The 18,678-nt window shown below is 71.6% G+C and carries 18 protein-coding genes; 12 read left to right on the top strand and 6 right to left on the bottom strand.

Annotated features, from left to right (window positions below; genetic code table 11):
• The first annotated feature begins 61 nt into the window (after positions 1-61).
• Positions 62-1,450 (top strand): hypothetical protein, encoded by a 1,389-nt coding sequence (locus tag ABD481_RS32515; RefSeq protein ID WP_344669651.1) that lies wholly within the window; start codon positions 62-64, stop codon positions 1,448-1,450.
• Here the strand turns inward: ABD481_RS32515 and ABD481_RS32510 are convergent.
• Positions 1,371-2,021 (bottom strand): NADPH-dependent F420 reductase, encoded by a 651-nt coding sequence (locus ABD481_RS32510; RefSeq protein ID WP_344669650.1) that lies wholly within the window; start codon positions 2,019-2,021, stop codon positions 1,371-1,373. The two genes, ABD481_RS32515 and ABD481_RS32510, sit on opposite strands and share 80 nt — an antisense overlap.
• Positions 2,022-2,104: 83 nt before the next feature.
• On the opposite strand from ABD481_RS32510, the gene ABD481_RS32505 reads away from it, so the two are divergent.
• Complete coding sequence (locus ABD481_RS32505; protein ID WP_344669649.1) at positions 2,105-2,491, top strand: winged helix-turn-helix transcriptional regulator; 387 nt, start codon at positions 2,105-2,107, stop codon at positions 2,489-2,491.
• Between the two features lie 39 nt (positions 2,492-2,530).
• Complete coding sequence (locus tag ABD481_RS32500) at positions 2,531-3,352, top strand: hypothetical protein (protein WP_344669648.1); 822 nt, start codon at positions 2,531-2,533, stop codon at positions 3,350-3,352.
• Positions 3,353-3,424: 72 nt separating this feature from the next.
• Here the strand turns inward: ABD481_RS32500 and ABD481_RS32495 are convergent, their stop codons facing one another.
• The 3 genes from ABD481_RS32495 to ABD481_RS32485 all read right to left on the bottom strand — a co-directional run bounded on the left by ABD481_RS32495 (position 3,425) and on the right by ABD481_RS32485 (position 4,984).
• Positions 3,425-4,207 (bottom strand): IS630 family transposase, encoded by a 783-nt coding sequence (locus ABD481_RS32495; RefSeq protein ID WP_344669647.1) that lies wholly within the window; start codon positions 4,205-4,207, stop codon positions 3,425-3,427.
• Positions 4,096-4,566 carry a helix-turn-helix domain-containing protein gene (locus tag ABD481_RS32490; RefSeq protein ID WP_425559341.1) on the bottom strand — a complete coding sequence of 157 codons (471 nt, stop codon included), beginning with the start codon at positions 4,564-4,566 and terminating at the stop codon, positions 4,096-4,098. Before ABD481_RS32490 ends, ABD481_RS32495 begins: the two co-directional genes overlap by 112 nt.
• A 100-nt stretch (positions 4,567-4,666) precedes the next feature.
• Positions 4,667-4,984, bottom strand: a complete 318-nt coding sequence (locus ABD481_RS32485) for a hypothetical protein (RefSeq protein ID WP_344669645.1) — start codon at positions 4,982-4,984, stop codon at positions 4,667-4,669.
• A gap of 140 nt (positions 4,985-5,124) precedes the next feature.
• On the opposite strand from ABD481_RS32485, the gene ABD481_RS32480 reads away from it, so the two are divergent.
• Positions 5,125-6,054, top strand: coding sequence for a DUF1206 domain-containing protein (locus ABD481_RS32480; protein ID WP_344669644.1), 930 nt, complete (start codon positions 5,125-5,127; stop codon positions 6,052-6,054).
• Positions 6,055-6,068: 14 nt separating this feature from the next.
• Complete coding sequence (locus tag ABD481_RS32475; protein ID WP_344669643.1) at positions 6,069-7,424, top strand: diacylglycerol/lipid kinase family protein; 1,356 nt, start codon at positions 6,069-6,071, stop codon at positions 7,422-7,424.
• On the opposite strand, the gene ABD481_RS32470 is transcribed toward ABD481_RS32475, so the two are convergent.
• Positions 7,408-9,126: a hypothetical protein gene (locus tag ABD481_RS32470; protein WP_344669642.1), complete on the bottom strand. Its 1,719-nt coding sequence runs from the start codon at positions 9,124-9,126 to the stop codon at positions 7,408-7,410. The genes ABD481_RS32475 and ABD481_RS32470 overlap by 17 nt on opposite strands.
• Positions 9,127-9,372: 246 nt before the next feature.
• Between ABD481_RS32470 and ABD481_RS32465 the strand changes: the two genes are divergently transcribed.
• The 5 genes from ABD481_RS32465 (at position 9,373) to ABD481_RS32445 (ending at position 15,816) form a co-directional block, all read left to right on the top strand.
• Positions 9,373-12,330, top strand: coding sequence for a helix-turn-helix transcriptional regulator (locus tag ABD481_RS32465; protein ID WP_344669641.1), 2,958 nt, complete (start codon positions 9,373-9,375; stop codon positions 12,328-12,330).
• Positions 12,331-12,428: 98 nt separating this feature from the next.
• On the top strand, positions 12,429-13,661 hold the full coding sequence (locus ABD481_RS32460) for a cytochrome P450 family protein (RefSeq protein WP_344669640.1): 1,233 nt from the start codon (positions 12,429-12,431) through the stop codon (positions 13,659-13,661).
• A 139-nt stretch (positions 13,662-13,800) separates the two neighbouring features.
• Positions 13,801-14,364: a hypothetical protein gene (locus tag ABD481_RS32455; RefSeq protein WP_344669639.1), complete on the top strand. Its 564-nt coding sequence runs from the start codon at positions 13,801-13,803 to the stop codon at positions 14,362-14,364.
• 148 nt (positions 14,365-14,512) lie between these two features.
• Positions 14,513-15,166 (top strand): SigE family RNA polymerase sigma factor, encoded by a 654-nt coding sequence (locus tag ABD481_RS32450; protein ID WP_344669638.1) that lies wholly within the window; start codon positions 14,513-14,515, stop codon positions 15,164-15,166.
• The gene (locus ABD481_RS32445; RefSeq protein ID WP_344669637.1) at positions 15,163-15,816 is read left to right on the top strand and encodes a hypothetical protein; all 654 of its coding nucleotides are present in this window, start codon (positions 15,163-15,165) and stop codon (positions 15,814-15,816) included. The genes ABD481_RS32450 and ABD481_RS32445 overlap by 4 nt, the downstream gene beginning before the upstream one ends.
• Before the next feature lie 37 nt (positions 15,817-15,853).
• Here the strand turns inward: ABD481_RS32445 and ABD481_RS32440 are convergent, their stop codons facing one another.
• Positions 15,854-16,405: a hypothetical protein gene (locus ABD481_RS32440; RefSeq protein ID WP_344669636.1), complete on the bottom strand. Its 552-nt coding sequence runs from the start codon at positions 16,403-16,405 to the stop codon at positions 15,854-15,856.
• 291 nt (positions 16,406-16,696) lie between these two features.
• Here ABD481_RS32440 and ABD481_RS32435 point away from each other — a divergent pair, with 291 nt between their 5' ends.
• Both ABD481_RS32435 and ABD481_RS32430 read left to right on the top strand, forming a co-directional pair.
• On the top strand, positions 16,697-17,542 hold the full coding sequence (locus tag ABD481_RS32435) for an ATP-binding cassette domain-containing protein (protein WP_344669635.1): 846 nt from the start codon (positions 16,697-16,699) through the stop codon (positions 17,540-17,542).
• Positions 17,526-18,659, top strand: coding sequence for an ABC transporter permease (locus ABD481_RS32430; protein ID WP_344669634.1), 1,134 nt, complete (start codon positions 17,526-17,528; stop codon positions 18,657-18,659). Before ABD481_RS32435 ends, ABD481_RS32430 begins: the two co-directional genes overlap by 17 nt.
• The last annotated feature ends 19 nt before the right edge of the window (positions 18,660-18,678 follow it).

Below are 18,678 nucleotides of genomic sequence, written 5' to 3'. Positions count from 1 at the left end.
ACACGCCCCCGTTCGGAGTAATGACGTCGCGGCGTCCGGGTCGGGTGCCACCGTGCAGTACATGACCGGCGCCATCACGACCGACACGAGCCGCCCGCTCACCGGCACCACCCTGCTTCCGGGGCGGACCGCCGAGGCGCGGGAGCCGGCCGGGCCAGCCGGGGCGGCCGGGGCGGCGAGGCCGGCGTTCGGCGTGACGCCAGGTCGCCGACGCCACCTGGCGGCGATGGCAGTGGTGGCGCTGACCGTGTTCGCGGCCACGCTGGCGGGGGCCCGGGTGTTTCCGGGCTACAGCTTCGACATGCGTCAGTACACTGCCAACGCCCTGGTCCTCGATGGCGAGAGCCGGGCGCGGGCTGTCCACGACGCCGCTGTGGCCTGGTGTTCGGGCCGGGCCTCCGCCGACGCCGCGACGAGGCGGATCATCCCTGTGCTGGCCCGCGACGGCAGGCCCGACGATCAGGCCCAGTGCGTGAGCGACGCTGCCGGTTGGGACACTCGCGTCAGCCCTCGCTACACCGCGATCTTCACGGCGCGCGTCGGCGTCGCGGCCATGTATGCCCCTTTCCTGGTCGTGTTCGGCACCTTCTGGGGCATGTGGGTCGCGGCGGGAACGCTGGCGGCCGCGGGCGGTCTGCTCACCGCCGCCCTGGTCGCCGCCATCGGCGGGTCGGTCAGGGCGGCGGTGGCCGGGCAGATTCTGTTCGCGGTTCTTCCGATCGGGTCGTGGTGCGCCCAGCCTTTGTCGGAGGGGCCCATCGACGTGTTGGTGTTGATCGTGCTGGTCGGGGCCGCGCTGCTGCTGGGCAACAGGCGGCCCCGCGTGGGCGCGTGCCTTCTCGTCGCGGGGCTTGTCGCAACGATTGCTGCAAAGGAGTCCACGGCCACTGCGTTATGCGCCGGGCTGCTTGTCGCCGCCGGTATGGGCCTGACGCGTCCCGGAATCGGGACGCGTCGCCCGGCAACTGTGCTTCTGCTCGCGCTGGCCGGCGTCGGCGCGGCCGGCACTGCGGCCTGGTCTGCCTATAGAGGTGACCCAGGCATCGCCGAGACCTTGCAGGAGCTGTTCACGGTGTGCTTCACCAGCCCGGATGTCACCCATCCTTGGCAGCGACTGCTGACCCTGAATCAGGGCTTTTGGTTGATGGAGGTCCGACGGCAGGCCACTATGCCCTTCGGCATCGCCGCACTGTCCGTCGCCGGCCGGCTGTTGTGGACCAAGTCTTCCCGCGCCGCACCGTTGCTGACAGTTCCGGTCCTCATCGGCATCGGCACGGTCTGCGTCCATCCCCATTTCGCCGAGGCGCCTCGTCTGCTCAGCACCGCGTGGATCACCTGCGCGGTCGGATTGGCCATGGCTGTCGACCGGTTCAGCGCGGTCCGGTCACAAACGCCAACGGAGGCGCGATGGCCTGGGCGTCGACTTGTTCGCCGACCCACAGACCGATGAACAACAGGGCCGTGGCCTCCACGAGGCTTGCGCGCTCCAGGCCCCCGGCGGCCAAGGGTTCGCAGCCGATGTTCCGCACCAGCTCGCGGGCTCTGGCGAGGGAGGCCTCGTCGTCGCCGCAGAGGGGTACGGCCAGTGGTCGTCCGTCGAAGACGGGCGGCTGCATGCGCCATACGTCTTCGTGGCAGACGTTGAAGGCCTTGATCACGTGGGCTTCCGGCGCTGCCGCGGCCAGACGTTGGGCGGCGGAGGGGCCACCTTCGGTCAGGAGGCGGAAGCCGGGCCCGATCGGGTTGGAGCAGTCGAGGACTGCTTTGCCTTCGAGCGCCGAGCGCAGGGCGCCGACCACGTCCGCGCCTGCCGCGTAGGGCAGGGCGGCCAGCACCACGTCGTCGGCGGCTTCGGCAGCTGTGCGCAGGTCGGCGGGCTTCGCCCCGTCGCCGATGCGGCTTGCGAGTTGTTCCGCTTTGCCGACGTCACGCCCCCCGATGATCACCTCGTGTCCGGCCCGCACCCACTGGGTGGCGAGCGCGTCGGCCATGTTGCCCGTTCCCAGCACGCCGATCCGCATAATCGTCTCCTCTCCGGCCGTCGCTGCGGCCTCTTTGATCGTCCGTACTGACGCTAGAAGGCGGATCGGGCACCATTTGGTATGTGACCACTGATGTATTCCTCGCCGACTGCCGGGCCCGGCTTGCCTTCGACCTGCTCTCCAACACGTGGAACTCCGTCGTCCTCTGGGCCCTGCGAGACGGCCCCCGCCGCCCCGTCGAGCTGCGGGAACACATCGGCGGCATCAGCTCCAAGGTCCTCACCGAGACCCTGCGGCGATTGCAGTTCAACGGCCTGGTCGACCGGCAGGCGCAACCGGAGTCGGTGTCGGGAGTCGAGTACGAGCTCACAGCCCTGGGCCGGTCCCTGCTGGCACCGATCGAGGCCTTCGGCGCCTGGGCCTTCGAGCACGGCGACGAAGTCATGGCGGCCCAGGACGCGGCGTGCGCTAGGGAAACGCCTGATCTCCGCCCTGCTCCCGCCCCCTAGCGTTGAGAGCAACAGCCAGCCGCAGGGGGAGAGACCGCGATGATCAGGTCGAAGGCGCTTCACGTCAGCTCGATGAGCGCGTTGGTGGCGATGATGGCCGCGGGGTGTGCGTCGCAGCCGACGAAGCAGTCCGCTGTCTCGATCATCTCCGCGACGGACCAGCCGTCGCAGACGACTGCGACGGCCGCAACGGGCACGACTTCGACGTCCGCGACCTCCAAGACATCCGCGACCTCGCCGAAGTCGTCGGCGTCGGCGACCGGTCATTCCAGCCGTTCCTCCGCGCCCAGCGCCTCCAGTACTTCCAGCGCCTCCACTGCCTCCAGCACCCCCAGCGCCTCGCACTCGTCGGCGTCCGGGCCCCTTCCGGCGAGCGCCAAGGGTGATCACCAGAAAGTCGTCGAGCTGATGGACGCCGTCGGGTCCTCGCACCTGCCGATCCACCGCACCGCGTCGCTCGGTGCCTCGTCGAAGGTGTACCAGGTCGCGGACGCGAAGTACCGCGACGCCCTCGCCGACCTCAGCGCCACCGGCTACGGCGACGCCGAGTCGTCGGCGAACACGTACATCCTGATCCTCGGCCAGCTGAAGCCGGTCCGCCCTGTGCCGGACGTGGTCGACGGCACGCTGGAGGCGATGGGCGCGCGGAACGTCGTCCCGGAGACCAAGCTCGGCACCCACGCGACAGCATCGTCGCTGGTGATGAGCTGCGGAGACTTGGCGAGCGGCTACAGCATCTGCGTCTGGATGGGCGGCACGAACGGGGACCTGTTCATGGGCGCGTTCGAGGCGCCGCCCGGGACGGGTGTGAAGGAGACCGCCGTGCTGTCCGAGACTGTGTTCGGCTACGTGGCGCCCTAAGGCCACGCCACATCAGGCCAGGCCCGGCTCAGGCCACATCTGGCTAAGGCCAGGCCTAGTAGTGTGTCGCCGCTAATGTTTGGGATATAGGTGGCGGAGTTGGGTGCGGGCGTCGTCGGTGGTGAAGTGCCACCGGACTTGGCGTTGAACGGTGTTGACGGTGTCGGCCCAGGCGGCCAGTTCGGTGTTGAGCAGGTCGAGATCATGGATGCGTCGGTCCAGGCATTGTCTGGTGAGAGCGGACAGTTCGATCTCGGCGATGTTGAGCCAGGACCCGTGTTTGGGGGTGTGGTGGATCTCCAGCCGCTGAGCCAGGGCGAAGGCCTCCTGGGGTGGGAAGGCCTCGTACAGCGAGGCGGTGTTGTGGGTGTTGAGGTTGTCCATCACCAGGATGACCTGGTCGGCGTCGGGGTAGTCCTGGGTCAGCAGGTGCCGGACTTGGCCGGCCCAGTCGATCCGTGTGCGCCGGGGGCGGGCGTCGATCCTGCGCCAGCCGGCCAAAGGCTCGACCCAGCAGAAGATCGAGCAGGTGCCGTGGCGCAGGTATTCGGAGTCCTCCCGCCGGTCGCGCCGTGGGGCTGCGGGGATCGGGTCGCGCACGTGTCCAAGCAGTTGGTAGGGCTTCTCATCCATGCACACCACCGGGCGCCGGGGATCGTAGGGGCGGGCGTAGACGGCGAGCACGTCCTCCATGGCAGCCGCGAACTGCGCGCTGGCCTTCGGCGGGATCGTCCAGCACTTCCTCAGATGAGGGCGCAGCTGTGTTTTTTTAACACCCGGCCGATGGTGGAGTGGTCCAGGTCGGGGATGTCCTGGACCAGCGCGACGTGCTTCTCCAGCAGCCGCAGGCTCCACCGGGCGTGACCGGCCGGCGGCGCCGAGCAGGCCAGCGCGATCAGCCTGGCTTCGACCTCGCCGGTCACCGGTGAGGCCACCGGCGGGAACGGCCGCTGTTTACGCCCGATCGTGGCCCACACGTCGCCGCCGGTCTCGGCGAACCGCTTGGCGACCAGCCGCAGCATCTCGCCCGAGACACCGAGCCGAGCCGCGATCACCTCATTGGGATCCTCCACACCCACGGACCTGTCCAGCGCAAGCAGTACCCGTGCTCGCCGGATCATCGAGGCCGGATGAACCCCGGTCCTGGTGACCCGAACCAACTCCTCACGATCAGCCAGCGTCAAAACAACCGGCCGCTTCTTCTGCGAAGACATCACAGTCCTGACTGACAAAAGGGAAGACAGGCTCAACACCACCAGCCCCCACCAGGCACACCATGACTAAGCAGCGACACTCTACTAGCTCAGGCCACGCCTACACCGACGGATAGCCGCCAGTAGCTGTTCCGGGCAGCACCGACGTGCTGTTGATCGCGGCCACCGCGGGTTCCTCCTCGCCCGGACCGTGGATCTTGTGGACGAGCCCGGACGCGACGTCCGTCACCTTGTCGGCAACGGTCTTCGTCGCGGAGGTGGCGTGCTCGCGCAGGCTCGCCCGCGCGTCCGCCACGGTCGGCTGCTGGCTGATGTCGTGCGCCTTGCGCTTGATCTGCTCGTATCGCTCGCGGCCGGCGTGCGCGCCGGCGACGTAGCCCACGGCGAGGCCGGTGGCCAGGGTCATCGCTCGCTTCATGGTGTCCTCCTTGGGGGCTGGTCTCGTTCCTGATGACCAGGTCTGACGTCGGCAAACGCGATGGGCCCCGTTTGGCGGGTGGCGAAGGGGACATCCGGTGGGCCGGAAACGACTTCTCAGGCGAGGAAAGGCAGTTGCCGATGAGTACGGGATCACGTGCTACCTGGCACTTCGGCCGCCTGGCGCGCCGTAGCCGCGGGGGCCGCGGGGGCCGCTCCGCCGCGTCCACCGGCTCCGCCGGACGCGCCACCAGCAGATCCACCGCCTCCACCGACTCCGAATCCGACTCCCCGCCCGAACAGGCGCTGATCACCCTCGGCCGAGCCGGCTTCGCGGCGCGAGGCCTGGTGTATCTCGTCGTCGGCTGGATCGCACTGATGATCGCGCTCGATCATCGCGCCAACGAGGCCGACCGCACCGGCGCGCTCGAGCTGATCGCCGGCAAGCCGTTCGGCCTCGTCGTCCTCTGGTTCCTCGTCGTCGGCTTCGCGGGAATGGCCCTGTGGCGGGCGATGATGGGACTCCGCCCCAACCTGCCCGACAAGGAGGGCGCCGGCTCCAGGCTCGCCTCGGCGGGCAAAGCAGTGCTCTACACCGTCGCCGCGTACACCACCGCCCGCTTCGCCCTCACCGGGCACGCGAGCGGTTCGACGAACCAGCAATCGACGGACTTCACCTCCGGACTCATGCAGCACACCGGGGGTCGGTGGCTCGTCGGCGCGGTGGGCGCGGGCTTCGTGATCGGCGGTGCCCTGTTCGTCAAGCGCGGCCTCCAGAAGCGCTTCGCGAAGGAACTGCGCACCGGCTCGTTGTCCGCATCCGGGCGACGCCGAGTACTGGCGCTCGGCATGGTCGGCAACGTGGCGCGCGGGGTGGTCGCCGCCGGTGCGGGCGTGTTCCTCATCGACGCCGCCATCACCTTCGACCCGGCGCGCGCCCGGGGCGTGGACGGTACGCTCCGCGCCCTCGCCTCCGCTCCGCTCGGCCCGGTGCTGCTGGTCCTGATGGCCCTGGGCCTGGCCGCGTTCGGCGCGTACTCGTTCTGCGAAGCGCGTTGGCGACGGTTGTAGGAGGAGAGGTCCAGGTGGCACCTGATCGCCGGTCCCGGACGCTCGCCCAGCTCGGGCTGAGCTGCCTGCTCGCGACCGTCGCCCTGCTCCTCGTCACGATTATCTTTTTCCGCGGCCTGCTCATGGTGTCGGCCGTCCTGGTCACCATCCTCCTCACCGGGGCCGGTGCCTGGTGGTTCATCGCACGTCGCAGGCTTCTGCGGTGGCTCGGCGCCGGAGTGGCCGCCGCCGCGCCGGTGGTGCTGATCATCCTGTCCGCCGTGGCGGGTTTCTGGCTCGCCGGCGTCGCGGTGGCGGCCTTGGCCGCCGCCGGGGTGCTCTGCACTCGCGCCGCGCTACGCGGCCTCGACCACACGCAAGCTTTGGCCAGCGCCGGTTCCCGCTCCCGGTCCCGTCCCCGGCGCGCCGCCCGGCCCCGCCACCCCGTGCTGATCATGAACCCCGCCTCCGGCAACGGCAAAGTCGGCGAATTCGATCTCGTCGCCAAGGCCGAGGCGCTCGGGGCCCGCGTCCTGCTCCTGGACCCCGCCGCGAATCAGGACGTCACCGCCATGGCGCGCGAGGCCGTGGCCGGCGGGGCGGACCTGCTCGGGGTGGCCGGCGGCGACGGCACGCAGGCGCTGGTGGCGGCCGTCGCCGCGGACCACGGCCTGCCCTTCATGGTGGTGTCGGCGGGCACACGCAACCACTTCGCGATGGACCTCGGCCTGGACCGCGACAACCCGGCCGCGGATCTGGAGGCCCTGCGCGACGGCGTGGAGCTGCGCGTGGACCTCGGAACCGTCGCCGACCGGCCGTTCGTCAACACCGCGTCCTTCGGTGCGTACGCCGAGATCGTGCAGAACCCTCAGTACCGTGATTCCAAAGCCGGAACCGCGCTGGAGCACCTGCCCGACCTGCTCCCGGCCACCGAGGAGTCGCTGGCGGTGGACACCGACGGCGATCCGCTGCCCTCGCCCCAAGTGCTGCTGGTGAGCAACAACCCTTACATGGAGTCCGGAACGCTCGGCGGCGGCCGCCGTCCCCGCCTGGACCGCGGCCTCCTCGGTGTCGTGGCCGTGCACGTCGACGGCGCCCTGAGCGCGGCGCAGTTCGCCTTGCTGGGCACCGGATCCCGGGCGGTGACGGTGCGCAGCGCCCGCCGGGTCCAGGTCGACGCCGTCGAGGCGACCATCCCGGTCGCGGTCGACGGCGAGGCCCTGACCCTGAAGACGCCGGTGGTCTGCACGATCCGCCCCCGCGCGCTGCGCGTCCGCGTGCCGCGTCACCGGCGCGCCGCGCCGCCACCCCGGCGGTCCTTGCGCACGGAGTGGCGGACGGTGCTGGCCCTGGCGTTCGGACGGTACCGGCGGTTCAGTGCACCGGAGTGACGTTCGAGCACCCCGCGACGGTCTGGGTCACCGCCGGCGAGAACCGGATCGTCGAGCCGTTTTTCGCGCTGATCCACCAGCTCACCTTGTGACTCACCGCGATCTGGCTGGAGCGCGGAGGATCGACCGGGTACAGGTCGGCGGCCAACGGAGAACCCTGCAAAGGGATGATGGTCGAGGGGAGCTTCCCATCGACCAGGAAGTTCAGGGCGCTGCTCGTGGCGTTGGCGACAGTGGCGGTGATGTGCAGTCCGCACATCTCCACGGTGGCCGTCGCGTTCGTGACCGAGGGGGTGGCCGAAACCGGAGTGGGAGTGGTCGAGGGCCCGAGTGAGGCAGGAGCCTGCGAGGGCGCGGAGCTGCTCTGCGGAGGTGCTGAGCTGCTCTGCGGCGGCGGGATCCTCGCTGGAGTGCTGACAGCTGTCGAGGGCGAACTGCTGGGCTTCGGGACCGACGCTCGTGCCTCCGCCGTGGACGAAGGCGGCGCCGGCACGACCCGCGGCGAGCTGACGGCGGTCGACGGCGGTGCGCCGGCACGGGTCCGTGTCCCTTGCGCTGGTGGCGGAGCGACGGAGGTCACCGGCGCGACCTGGACAGGCGAGCGAACCGGTGTCGCACGACCGGTCCCCGGCTTCGAAGCGCTCTCGAACAGGTGGCTGGCATAGGTCGGCTCGGCGACGCAGACGCCCAGCAGGAGCAGTACCAGCACCAGCAGCGACTGGCGGCGCCTGCGCGTCGGAGCTTTGGCGGGCGCTTTCGCTGCGAACAGCGGCCGGGTCAGCATCGAGACCATGTCCGCGGCCGACGGCGCTGCCTGGTTCGGCCTAGAGCCAGGGCTTTGCTCTTGGCTTTGGCTTGGGGTCTGGTCAGTGCCAGAGCTGCCAGGGCCCGCCGTATCCCCGGCGATCCGGCAGCCCACCTCCCGCATCACCCGCGCATGCACATCCGGCGGCGGCAACAACAGCGTCGGCCAGGCACCGCGCAGCACCCCGGCCAGAAGCGGCAGCTGATCCCGTGTGGTCCGGCAGTCCGCGCAGCGACCCACATGCCGCACCACCTTGGTCCGCAGCTGTATGGTCAGCTCACCGCTGACAGCCCTCCGCAGGCGGTCGTCGGTGCATTTGCCGCCGCCGGTGTCATGCAGATAGACCGTCAGAACGGCCCCGCGCAGGTATCCCTTCTCCGGGTTGACCATCCGGTTCACCGCCTGGCGCACCGCGTCCACCTTCATCGCGAGCTCGACAGCCGCCTGCTCGTACGAGATCACCTCCTCGCTGATGTCCAGCGACACCCGCAACAAGGCCTGATCCCGCTCGTCGAACGTCTGCCGCACCTGCGCCATAAGGGTTTCCGCATGAGCGGCGCCAAGCCAGCGATCCATCGGATCCCTGGCATCGGCACCCTCCACAATCCGGTCCGTCGGCATGGCGCGGTTCCACCGCTCCAGCTGACGCAAAGCCTTGCGATAAGCCGCGAGGAACAGCCACCCACGCCGTCGGTCCGCGTCGAGAACGCGCAGATCCGCTATCCGCTCCGGCTTCCTGATGAGCTCGTAGAACACCTCATGAACCACATCCCCGGCGCCGTCGAGCCCCACCAGTCGGCTGCAATAACTCCACAGCCGTCCTCCGTGCTCCCTGTAGAGCCGATCGACGAACTCGCGGTCCTCGTCGGTGAGCTCATGATCCTCCAGCGCGGCCATGGCTCCCCCTTCCCTTCGACGTAGTAGCGCTTACACCCCATATAGCCGCGGGGCAGCCCCTCCGTGACAGTCAGCAGAGAAAAAGTCCGGCGACCGGCCTCGCGATGAACCACCCGCGCCGCGCCCGCGTGAACGATCGAGGAACATCAGCACCCGTCCGAGCACCACCGCGCTGACGGTGCCGAATGTGGTGTGTCACTACCTTGAATATCGGCGGCTGGAAATGGAGAGTTTTACCTTGTGTCGATGCCACTCATCAGCCTCTCACGCTTCGACGGGCCACTGGTCGAACGGGACGCGGAAGTCGCGCGCTTGGAACAGGCCGTGCGATCGCTGCGCTCCGGGCGGGGGAGTGTCCTGGAGATCGTCGGCGACCCCGGCATGGGGAAGACCAGCCTGCTGGCCGCCCTCGCGGCGATGGTCGCCGAGTCCGGGGCCAGACTGGCCCGCGGCCACGCGATCCGTGGCGACGCCGTACCCGGCCAGATATTCCGCAACGCCTGGGAAGCGCAGCCCGACAGCACCCTGAATCCGGCCTCCGCCAGGGGCCTGGCGAGCGCCTGGGCCGCCGAACCCGGCGGCGCGGTACTGCTCGACGACGTCCAATGGTGCGACCGGACCTCCGTCGACATCGCCGTGCACCTGGTCCGCAACCCCGTCCCGGGACCGTTCCTGCTGGCCCTCGCCCACCGCCCCCGGCAGACCAGCCCCGCCCTGCTGGAAGCCCTGGACGACGGCATCCGCGCCGGGACCGTGCTCCGCGTCGTGGTCCCGCCGCTGACCCCGGACACGATGGCCGAGCTCGCCGACCGCTGGACCGGCGGCCCGGCGGCCCACGCCGCGTCCGCCGCGTCCGCCACGTCCGCCGCGGAAGCCCCGGAGCCCGGTCCCGCCCTGCCGGACCTCACCGCCCAGGACGAGCCCCACGACCGCAGGCTCGGCGACGCCGCCGGCGGCAGCCCCCGCAACCTCCGGATCCTGCTGGCCGCCGGCTGGGACCCGGTGCTGTGGCCGTTCCGCGCCGGCGGCGACCCGGGCGGCCTGCTGCGCGAGGCGGCCGCGCTGACCGCCGAACTGGAATTCCTCTCCCCGGAAGCCGGCGCGGTACTGCGCGGCGCCGCCATCCTCGGCGACCCGTTCCGCCCCGAAGACGTCGTCGAGGTCTGCGACCTCCCGGCCGACCGCGTCCTCGCCGCCCTCGGCGAGCTGACCCACGCCGACCTGGTCCGGCCGCGCGACCGAGGCGAGTTCGCCTTCCGGGATCCGGTCCTGGGCCACGTCGCCCACGAACACTGCAGCCTCGCCGAACAATCGGTGGGCCACCGGCGCGCGCTCGACCTGCGCGCCCGCCGCGAAACCGCCGCCGCACCGCTGGCCCGGCACGCCGAGCACCTGCTGGGCACGGACTCCGGGACCGCCGCCCCGATCCTGGCCCGGGCCGCCGCCGAGGTGGTGGCCCGCGACCCGGCCGCCGCCGCCCACTGGTCCGGCCTGGCCCTCGACCACACCCCCCACGGCGGCCAGGCCCGCGCCGAGGTGGAGATCCTGTGCGCCCGCGCGATGATCGCCGTGGGCCGCCTGGACGAAGCCAGAGCCCTGGTGCACCAAGTGCTCGGCCAGGTCTCCGAACTGCCGTGGCAGATCGCGCTCCGGGCGTACGGCGCGGCCGCCGACGTCGAACGGCTGCTGTGCCGCTACCCCGAGGCCGAGGCCATCGCCGCCACGGCGCTGGGCCTGCTTCCGGCCCCGGGGGAGGGCGGCGCCCTGCCGCTCGAAGCCGTCACCATGATCTACGAGTACGCGCTGGTGCAGACGCTCGGCGGCGACCACATCCAGGCCCGCGCGATGATCCGCAAGGCCGTGGACACCGAGACCGACCTCGCCGGCCCCGCCGCCCGGGCCACCGGACCCACCCGGCCCACCGGACCCGCCCGGCCCCCGCACCCGACCGAGGTCGCGATCCGCTGCCTGGCCGTCTGCCAGGACGCCTACCTCGGCGACGTCGACGTCGCCGTGAAAGAGGCGCGGTCCTGCGCCGCCGCGGTGGACGCCCTCGCCGATCCGCACGCGGGTCAGGCCCCTGAAATGTTCGCGACGCTCGGCATCGCGGAGTTCTACCTCGAACACTTCGACGACGCCTCCCGGCACCTCCGGCGCGGACTGAAGGTCGCCAGCGGCGGCACCCAGCTGCACGTGGTCCTGCACCAGCTCCTCGGCCTCGCCGTCGTCGACCTGTTCACCGGCCGCCTGGAGACCATCACCCAGTGGGCCGGTCAGGCCGGACAGCTCGCCGCCGCCGTCGGCTCCCAGGAAGGCATCGGCCTGGCCAAGGCCGTGCGCGCCTCGGCGATGATCTGGACCCGGGGCCGCCGCGACGAGCGCGAGATCCTGGCGCTCGCCGAGTCCGCGATCGCCGACGTCGAGTCCCACCACAGCTGGTGGGCCCTCAGCGCCCTCGGCGTCGCGGCCCAGGTGCAGCTGCTCGGCGGCGACCCCGAAGGCGCCCTGCGCACCATGCTGGAGCGGGCCGACGGCCAGGACGTGGCGGCGGCCCAGCCGGCCCTCGAACCCTCGCTCAAAGCCCTGATGGCCCTGGCCGCCGTCCGCTGCGGCGACCTGCCCGCCGCCCGGCGCTGGACCGAGGTCGCCGAGACCGCCGCGGCCCGCCTCGCCCTGCCCGGCCAGACCGCGAGCGCCGTCCGCGCCCGCGCCGCCCTGCACCTGGCCGAGGGCCGCCCCGATCTCGCCGTCGACCGCTTCGAGCAGGCCGTCGACCGCTTCACCCGGGCCGGATTCCCGATCCAACGGGCCTGGACCCAGACCATGGCCGCCCCGGCGGTCGAAGCGGCGCACGGCCCCGAAGCCGCCCTCGTCTGGCTCGACGCGGCATCGACGACCGCGGACGCCCTCGGCGCGTCCTGGGTGCGCGAGGACGCGGCCCGCGCCCGCGCCGAACCGGCCACCGGCCGAGGCGAGGTCAAACCGCCGCGACCGGACGACGACGGGCCCCTCGGCATGCTGAGCGACCGGGAACGCGAGATCGCGGCGCTCGCCGCCGCGGGTCTGCGGTCGCGGGAGATCGCACAGCGGCTGTTCCTCAGTCCGCGGACGGTCGAGGCACACCTGGGCCGGGTCTACCGCCGGCTCGGCGTCTCCTCGCGCGGCGAACTGCCGCGGATCATCGGGGGCCGCTCCGACTCGTGACGCGTGCCAGCCGTCGCAGTACTCTGACGGGACACGCACGGTGCGCGGGGGGCGTCGCCGTGCTGAGGCGAGCGCGGTTTCCGGCGAGGGAGCATGGCATGTCGTCGTCGTCCGTTTCCAAGTGCCCCATCCTCGATCCGACCGGCAGCGACCTGCACGGAGAGGCCGCGGCCCTGCGGGCCCGGGGACCGGCGGTGCGCGTCGAGCTGCCCGGCCCGGTCCTGGCGTGGTCGGTCACCCGGCACAGCGTCATCCAGGCGCTGCTCACCGATCCGCGCGTCTCCCGCGACTTCCGCCGGCACTGGCCCGGCCGCTCCGAGGTGCCCGAGGGCTGGGTGCTGGCGGGCATCGCGTTCCAGGAGAGCTTCTTCAACAGCTACGGCGCGGAGCACCACAAGGCCCGCGGCCGCCTGGCGCCGGCCTTCTCGCCGCGGCGGGTCGAGCGGCTGCGGCCCCAGGTCCAGGCGACCGCCGACCTGTTGGTCGACGCGCTGGCCGCCCGGCCCCCGGGGACGAGCGTCGACCTGCGGCGGGAGCTGTCGCTGCCGCTGACCATGACAGTCATCTGCGATCTGTTCGGCGTCCCGGACCACCTGCGGGCCCCGATCGGCAGCGCGATCGACGGCATCCTGGAGTCGGCGCTCGGGCCCGAGGAGATGGTGGTCCGGCTGACCGAGCTCAACGACCGGCTCACGCAGCTGCTGCGCTACAAGCAGGAGCATCCGGCCGACGACCTGACCGGGGACCTGCTGCTGGCGGACCGCCCGGGCGAGGAGCCGATGCCCGAGCCGGAGCTGCTCGGCACGATGTCGGCCATGATCGGCGCCGGGTACGAGACCTCGGTGAACGTCATCACCAGCGCCGTCCACGCCCTGCTCGCCCACCCCGAGAGCCTGGCCGCCGTCCGGGACAAGGCGATCGGCTGGCGGGACGTGATCGAGGAGACGCTGCGGGTCCAGGCGCCGGTGATGCACATGCCGCTGCGCTACGCCGTCGCGGAGATCGACCTCGGCGAGGGCGTCGTCATCGCCGAGGGCGATCCGATCATCATCGGGTTCGCCGCGGCCGGACGCGACCCGGCGCTGCACCCGGACCGACCCGACGAGTTCGACCCCACGCGGGCCAGCAAGGAGCATCTGGCCTTCGGCTACGGGCCCCACTTCTGCCTCGGCGCGCATCTCGCCCGCCTGGAGACCGAGATCGCCCTGTCCACACTGTTCGAGCGCCTGCCCGGGCTGGCGCTGGCGCGGCCCGGCCAGGAGCCGGCCCGTCTGGCCTCGATGATGGTCAACGGCCCGGCGGCGCTGGAGGTCGTTCCGACACCAGTGTGAGGTGGATCACAGCACTGCCGCGCCGGTGCGAGCAGCGTTCTGCCCGCGCCGAGCTGTCTTGGGGATCGGACGGGGTACGGACCCTGTCTTCTTCGGCTCCCGAACGGAGCGGGAGACGGTTTTCGAGGCAGGAGCAGCGATGAACTCTGTGAGCAGGCCTGTTGGCAAGCGCGGGCGGCTGGCGCTGATCGCGGTGGCGATGACCGGTGTGGTCGGTGTCGGGGCCGGGGTCGCGTCCGTGGCGTCGGCGGCCGGGACCGACGGATCGCCGTCGGCCGCCGGGGTCCAGGCGGGCGCGGTCCCGGCCGTCGCCCCGGCGGCGCAGGCGGACGTGCACCCGGCCGCTGCCGCCGCCGCGACCCCGGACGTGATCACGATGCAGAACTACAAGCTGTGGCTCACCGCCGAGGGCCTCCACGTGCAGGTGCCGGGCGCGAGCACCGCGGACCTGCTGCGGGTCTCCGCGGTGCAGCCGGGTAAGGCCGCGACCACCGCGGCCGGCGACGGCTCGCAGACCCTGTGGGCGGGTATCTACCGCGGCCCGGTCTCGGACTCGACGAAGGTCACGATCACCATCGACGGCCGCGTGCTGGAGACTAAGGTGACCTCGCTGCCGGGCAACCCCGGCTGGGGTGTGTACTACGTGCTGGACGCGCACGGCGTCGGCTCGGCCAAGCCGTCGATCAAGGTGCAGAACAGCTAGAAGGTCTGGGGGCGGGTGTCGGCGATGAGCGGTTAGCCCGCGGCGGCCGCGGTTTCTCCGAACGTGGCCGTTCGGCGCCCGCCGCGCCCCGTTGCCCCGTCCCCGTCCTCGCCGCCCACCACCGCATCCCCGATCCGACAAGGCCTCCGTGACCACCAGCTCCGCCGACGACGAGTTCCGGGACTTCATGGCCGCCCGCTGGCCCGCACTGGTCCGCACCGCCTATCTGCTGACCGGCAGCCACCACAGCGCCGAGGACCTGGCGCAGACCGCGATGGTCCGCGCGTTCGTGAAATGGGCGCGGGTGCGCGCCAGCGACGATCCCGCCGCCTACGTCCGCCAGATCATGATCCACTGCCACGCCGACCAGTTCCGGCGCCGCCGCGTCGCCGAGTGGCTGACCGCGCGCCTGCCGGAGCCGCGGCAGCAGCCGACCGCGCCGGACGGCGACGAGACCGAGGCGCTGTTCGCCGCGCTGGCCCGGGTCCCGGCGCGGCAGCGGGCCGTGGTGGTGCTGTACTACTTCGACGACATGACCCACGCCCAGATAGCGGCCGCGCTCGGCCTCCGGGAGGCCACGGTGCGCGGCCAGATGTCGCGGGCGATGGCCAGGCTGCGCCAGGACGGCCTGCTGGCCGGGTTCGCCGGATCGGCCCCGGCCGCCAGGTCCGCTCCGGGTGCCGGATCGGCCCAGGGTGCCAGGCCGGTCCAGGGTGCCAGGCCGGCCCCGGCCAAGCAGCTGTCCGGCACTCCCGCCACGTCTTCCGGGATCGCCTCGACCGGAGGAAAGGAAGCCCTGTGAACCTCGATGAGACGCTGGCCGAGGCGATGCGCCGCGCCGCCGACCGGGTCGCCGTCAACCCGTCGCCGACGGAGCCGACCATCCGGCGCGGCCAGGCCGCGCGCCGACGCCGCCGCACCGCGTCGACCGCCGCCATGACGCTGGCCGTCGTCGGCGCCGTCGCCGTCCCGACCTGGCTGGCGGCCGGCCGCTCGCACACGCCCGGGCCCCAGCAGCCGCCGCTCACTCAGATCACCGGCACGCAGCAGCCCGGGCCCGCCGTGCGGACCGTCGCCGACGGCGAACGGGTGACCCTGCACTCCGGCGCCGTGCTGTGGCTCACGGATCAGGGACTCTGGCTGGCGACCTCGGCCCTGTCGATCGACCACCCGGACCATCTGTCGCTACCGAGCGCCGGCGTCGCCGCGATCGCCGGCACCGCGGGTTCCACGACCGTGTGGGCGGGCATCTACCACGGCCCTGGCAAAGCGGCCTCGATCACGCTCGAACTCAACGGCCACCCGCTGACCACCGAGGTACTGGCCCTGCCGGGTGCGCCGGGCTGGTCGGTGTTCGTCGTCGAGGGCGAAGCCTTACGGGTCGATTCGGTGAAGCCGACGGTCTCGGTCTACGCGGCGGACGGCGCGGTGCTGGCGACGCAGCGCTTGTGAGCCCGCTGCCGCTGCTGTGCGGCGTTCTCCGTCACCCTCAGTCCGACGGGTCGGATATCTGGAGCAACTCCAGAATCCGCCCGCGACTGCGCAAGCCTTCCGGCGTTGCGGACTCGGGATCGGCCAGCATCCAACCGAGGCCGTCCTCGACAAAGGGCCCGAAGTCGAACAACTGCTGCCGATAGTGGTTCTCGCCTTCCGGTAACTCCCGCAGCTCCCTTACCTGTGCCAGTGCGTCCCACGACGTCGGCTCGTCCGCCAGTCGCCAACACGCACCATGCAGCGCCATCCGCTCGTCGCCCTCGCCGTCGAACAGGTCGGCGTTGAACAGCCGGCCTCCGGGACTCTCCAGATCGCCGTCATGGACGACCCCTGAGACGGTCGGCATCAGCAGCGCGTCCTCGTCGATGCGCAGCCCGATCGCCTCGCGCAGCCAAGCGTGCTCCGGTCCGAAGGCGACGAGCGGATCGCAGGCGTCTTCCCCGTCGCCGCGCCAGATGTGGAAGTAGGCGCCGTCCTCGGCCGGGACGTAGTGGTCCTGCTGCACCGGCAACCCGCAGACCTGGCAGTACGTGGCGAACACGGCCATGCTCTCAACCCCCACCGGGACGGCACCCCCGAGGGCCCGGCGGTGATCGCCTCACCGTACCGGGTCCGTCGGGATGCTTGACAGAGCTTTGGGTCCGCCGGATACTCACTCCGATGTTGTGTGAACGTTCACAACGAGCGACCCGACGCGCCCGACGCTCCCTTGGTGAGCCATCAGCCCTTCGATGCGAAAGCGAGGCCTTGTGACCGCCGAGCCGAGGTTGTCCAGGCAACAGACCCGATCGGATCATGGGAACGTTCGCAAGGCGGCGTCCCGGGACCGGGGGTGCCGATGACCGCCCCGCTGCTGGAAGCCAGAGGGCTGACGAAGCACTACGGCCACGTGGCCGCCCTGGACGGAGCGGACTTCGCCGCCCACGCCGGCGAGGTCGTCGCCCTCATCGGGGACAACGGCGCCGGCAAGAGCACTTTGGTCAAGACCCTGTGCGGCGCCCTGCGTCCGGACGGCGGGACGATCCTCATCGACGGCGAGCCGGTCCGCCTGGCCAGCCCGCTGGACGCCCGGCGCTGCGGCATCGAGACCGTGTATCAGGATCTTGCGCTCGCCCCCGACCTGGACGCGGCCGCCAACCTCCACCTCGGACGCGAGCTCTACCGGGGCGGCCTCCTGGGCCGGTTGAAGGTCCTGGACCGGGCGGCCATGCGCCGCGCGGCGGTGGCGGCGTTCGCGGACCTCGGCGTCGGGCTGCGGGACGTCGGCGTGCCGGTGCGCTCGCTGTCCGGCGGCCAGCGGCAGTCGGTGGCGGTCGCGCGCGCCGTGGCCTTCGCCAGCCGCGTCGTCTTCCTGGACGAGCCGACGGCCGCGCTCGGCGTCGTGCAGCGCGGCCGGGTGCTGGACACCGTGCGCCGCGTCCGCGACCGCGGGATATCCGTCGTGCTGATCAGCCACAACATGCCCGAGGTGCTGTCGGTCGCCGACCGCGTCGAGGTGCTGCGGCTGGGCCGCCGCGTGGCGCGGTTCCAGGCCGCTGACACCTCGGTCGAGGAGCTCGTCGGGGCGATGACCGGCGCGCTGGAGGTGCGCGCTGAGACGCGAATAGAGGCGCCCGCCGAAGCGCCGACGGACGAGTCCCGGCCCGGGGCCCAGGAAGGAGCCGACGGTGACGACGCGTCCTGAGACACCCGTTTCCGAAAACCCCGCCACCCCCGCCACCCCCTCCGCTGCCGATGCCGCCGATTCCGCCGCCGCTCCCGCCGATTCCGCCGTCACTCCCGCCGACGACGGCCAGCACGGACCCTTTCGCGCCCTCCCGCCCTGGCTCGCACGATCGCTGGCCGCCAACGAGACCTGGACCGCCGGCGTCCTGTTCCTCCTCGTGGCCTACTTCTCCATCGCCGCCCCGGGCAAGTTCCTGACCGTCTACGACATCACCCAGATCGCCACCAACGCCGCGATCTACCTGGTCCTCGGCGTCGGCATGACGTTCGTCGTCATCGTCGCGGGCATCGATCTGTCCGTCGGCTCGGTCCTGGTCCTGTCCGCGGTGCTCGCGGGGGAGTACACCTTGCACCACGGCGGCGCGGCCTCCGGCTGGGGCACCATCGCCGTCAGTACCCTGATAGCGCTCGGCACCGGGCTGGCCTGGGGCGCGCTGCAAGGCGTGCTGGTGGCCGCCGCGAAGGTCCCGCCGTTGATCGTCACCCTCGGCGGCTTCGGCGCCGCCCTCGGCCTGGCCCAGATCATCACCGGCGGCCAGGATCCCGCCGACACGGCTTCCGGCACGCTCCAGCGCGACATCGGCTTCGGCAAGCTGTTCGGCCAGGTCCCGTGGCTGGTGGTGATCGCGGTGGGCACCGCGGTCGTGTTCGGGCTCGTACTCGCCCACACCAGGTTCGGCCGCTACACCTACGCGATCGGCTCCAACCCCGAAGCCGCCCGCCGCTCCGGCATCGCGGTCGGCCGGCACCTGGTGAAGGTGTACGCGCTGATCGGGCTGCTGGCCGGCCTCGGCGCGATGATGTGGCTCGCCTACTTCGGGACCACCTCGATCGCCGGGCACTCCACCGACAACCTCAAGGTCATCACCGCGGTGGTGCTCGGCGGAGCGAGCCTGTTCGGCGGCCGGGGCTCCGTCCTGGGCACGGTCATCGGCGTCTTCATCCCGGCGGTGCTGACCACCGGCCTGATCGTCATCGGCGTGCAGCAGTACTGGCAGGACGTCGCGATCGGCGTCGTCCTGGTGCTCGCGGTCTACGTGGACCAGATCCGGCGCAACGGCCGCGATCCCGGCTGACGGCCAAGGCGCCGTCAGG

Origin of the sequence: Catenulispora yoronensis, from assembly GCF_039531695.1 — a bacterium.
Taxonomy (GTDB): Bacteria; Actinomycetota; Actinomycetes; order Streptomycetales; family Catenulisporaceae; genus Catenulispora; species Catenulispora yoronensis.
Note: the sequence above shows the minus strand (reverse complement) of the source record. Positions and strands in the feature narration are given on the sequence as shown.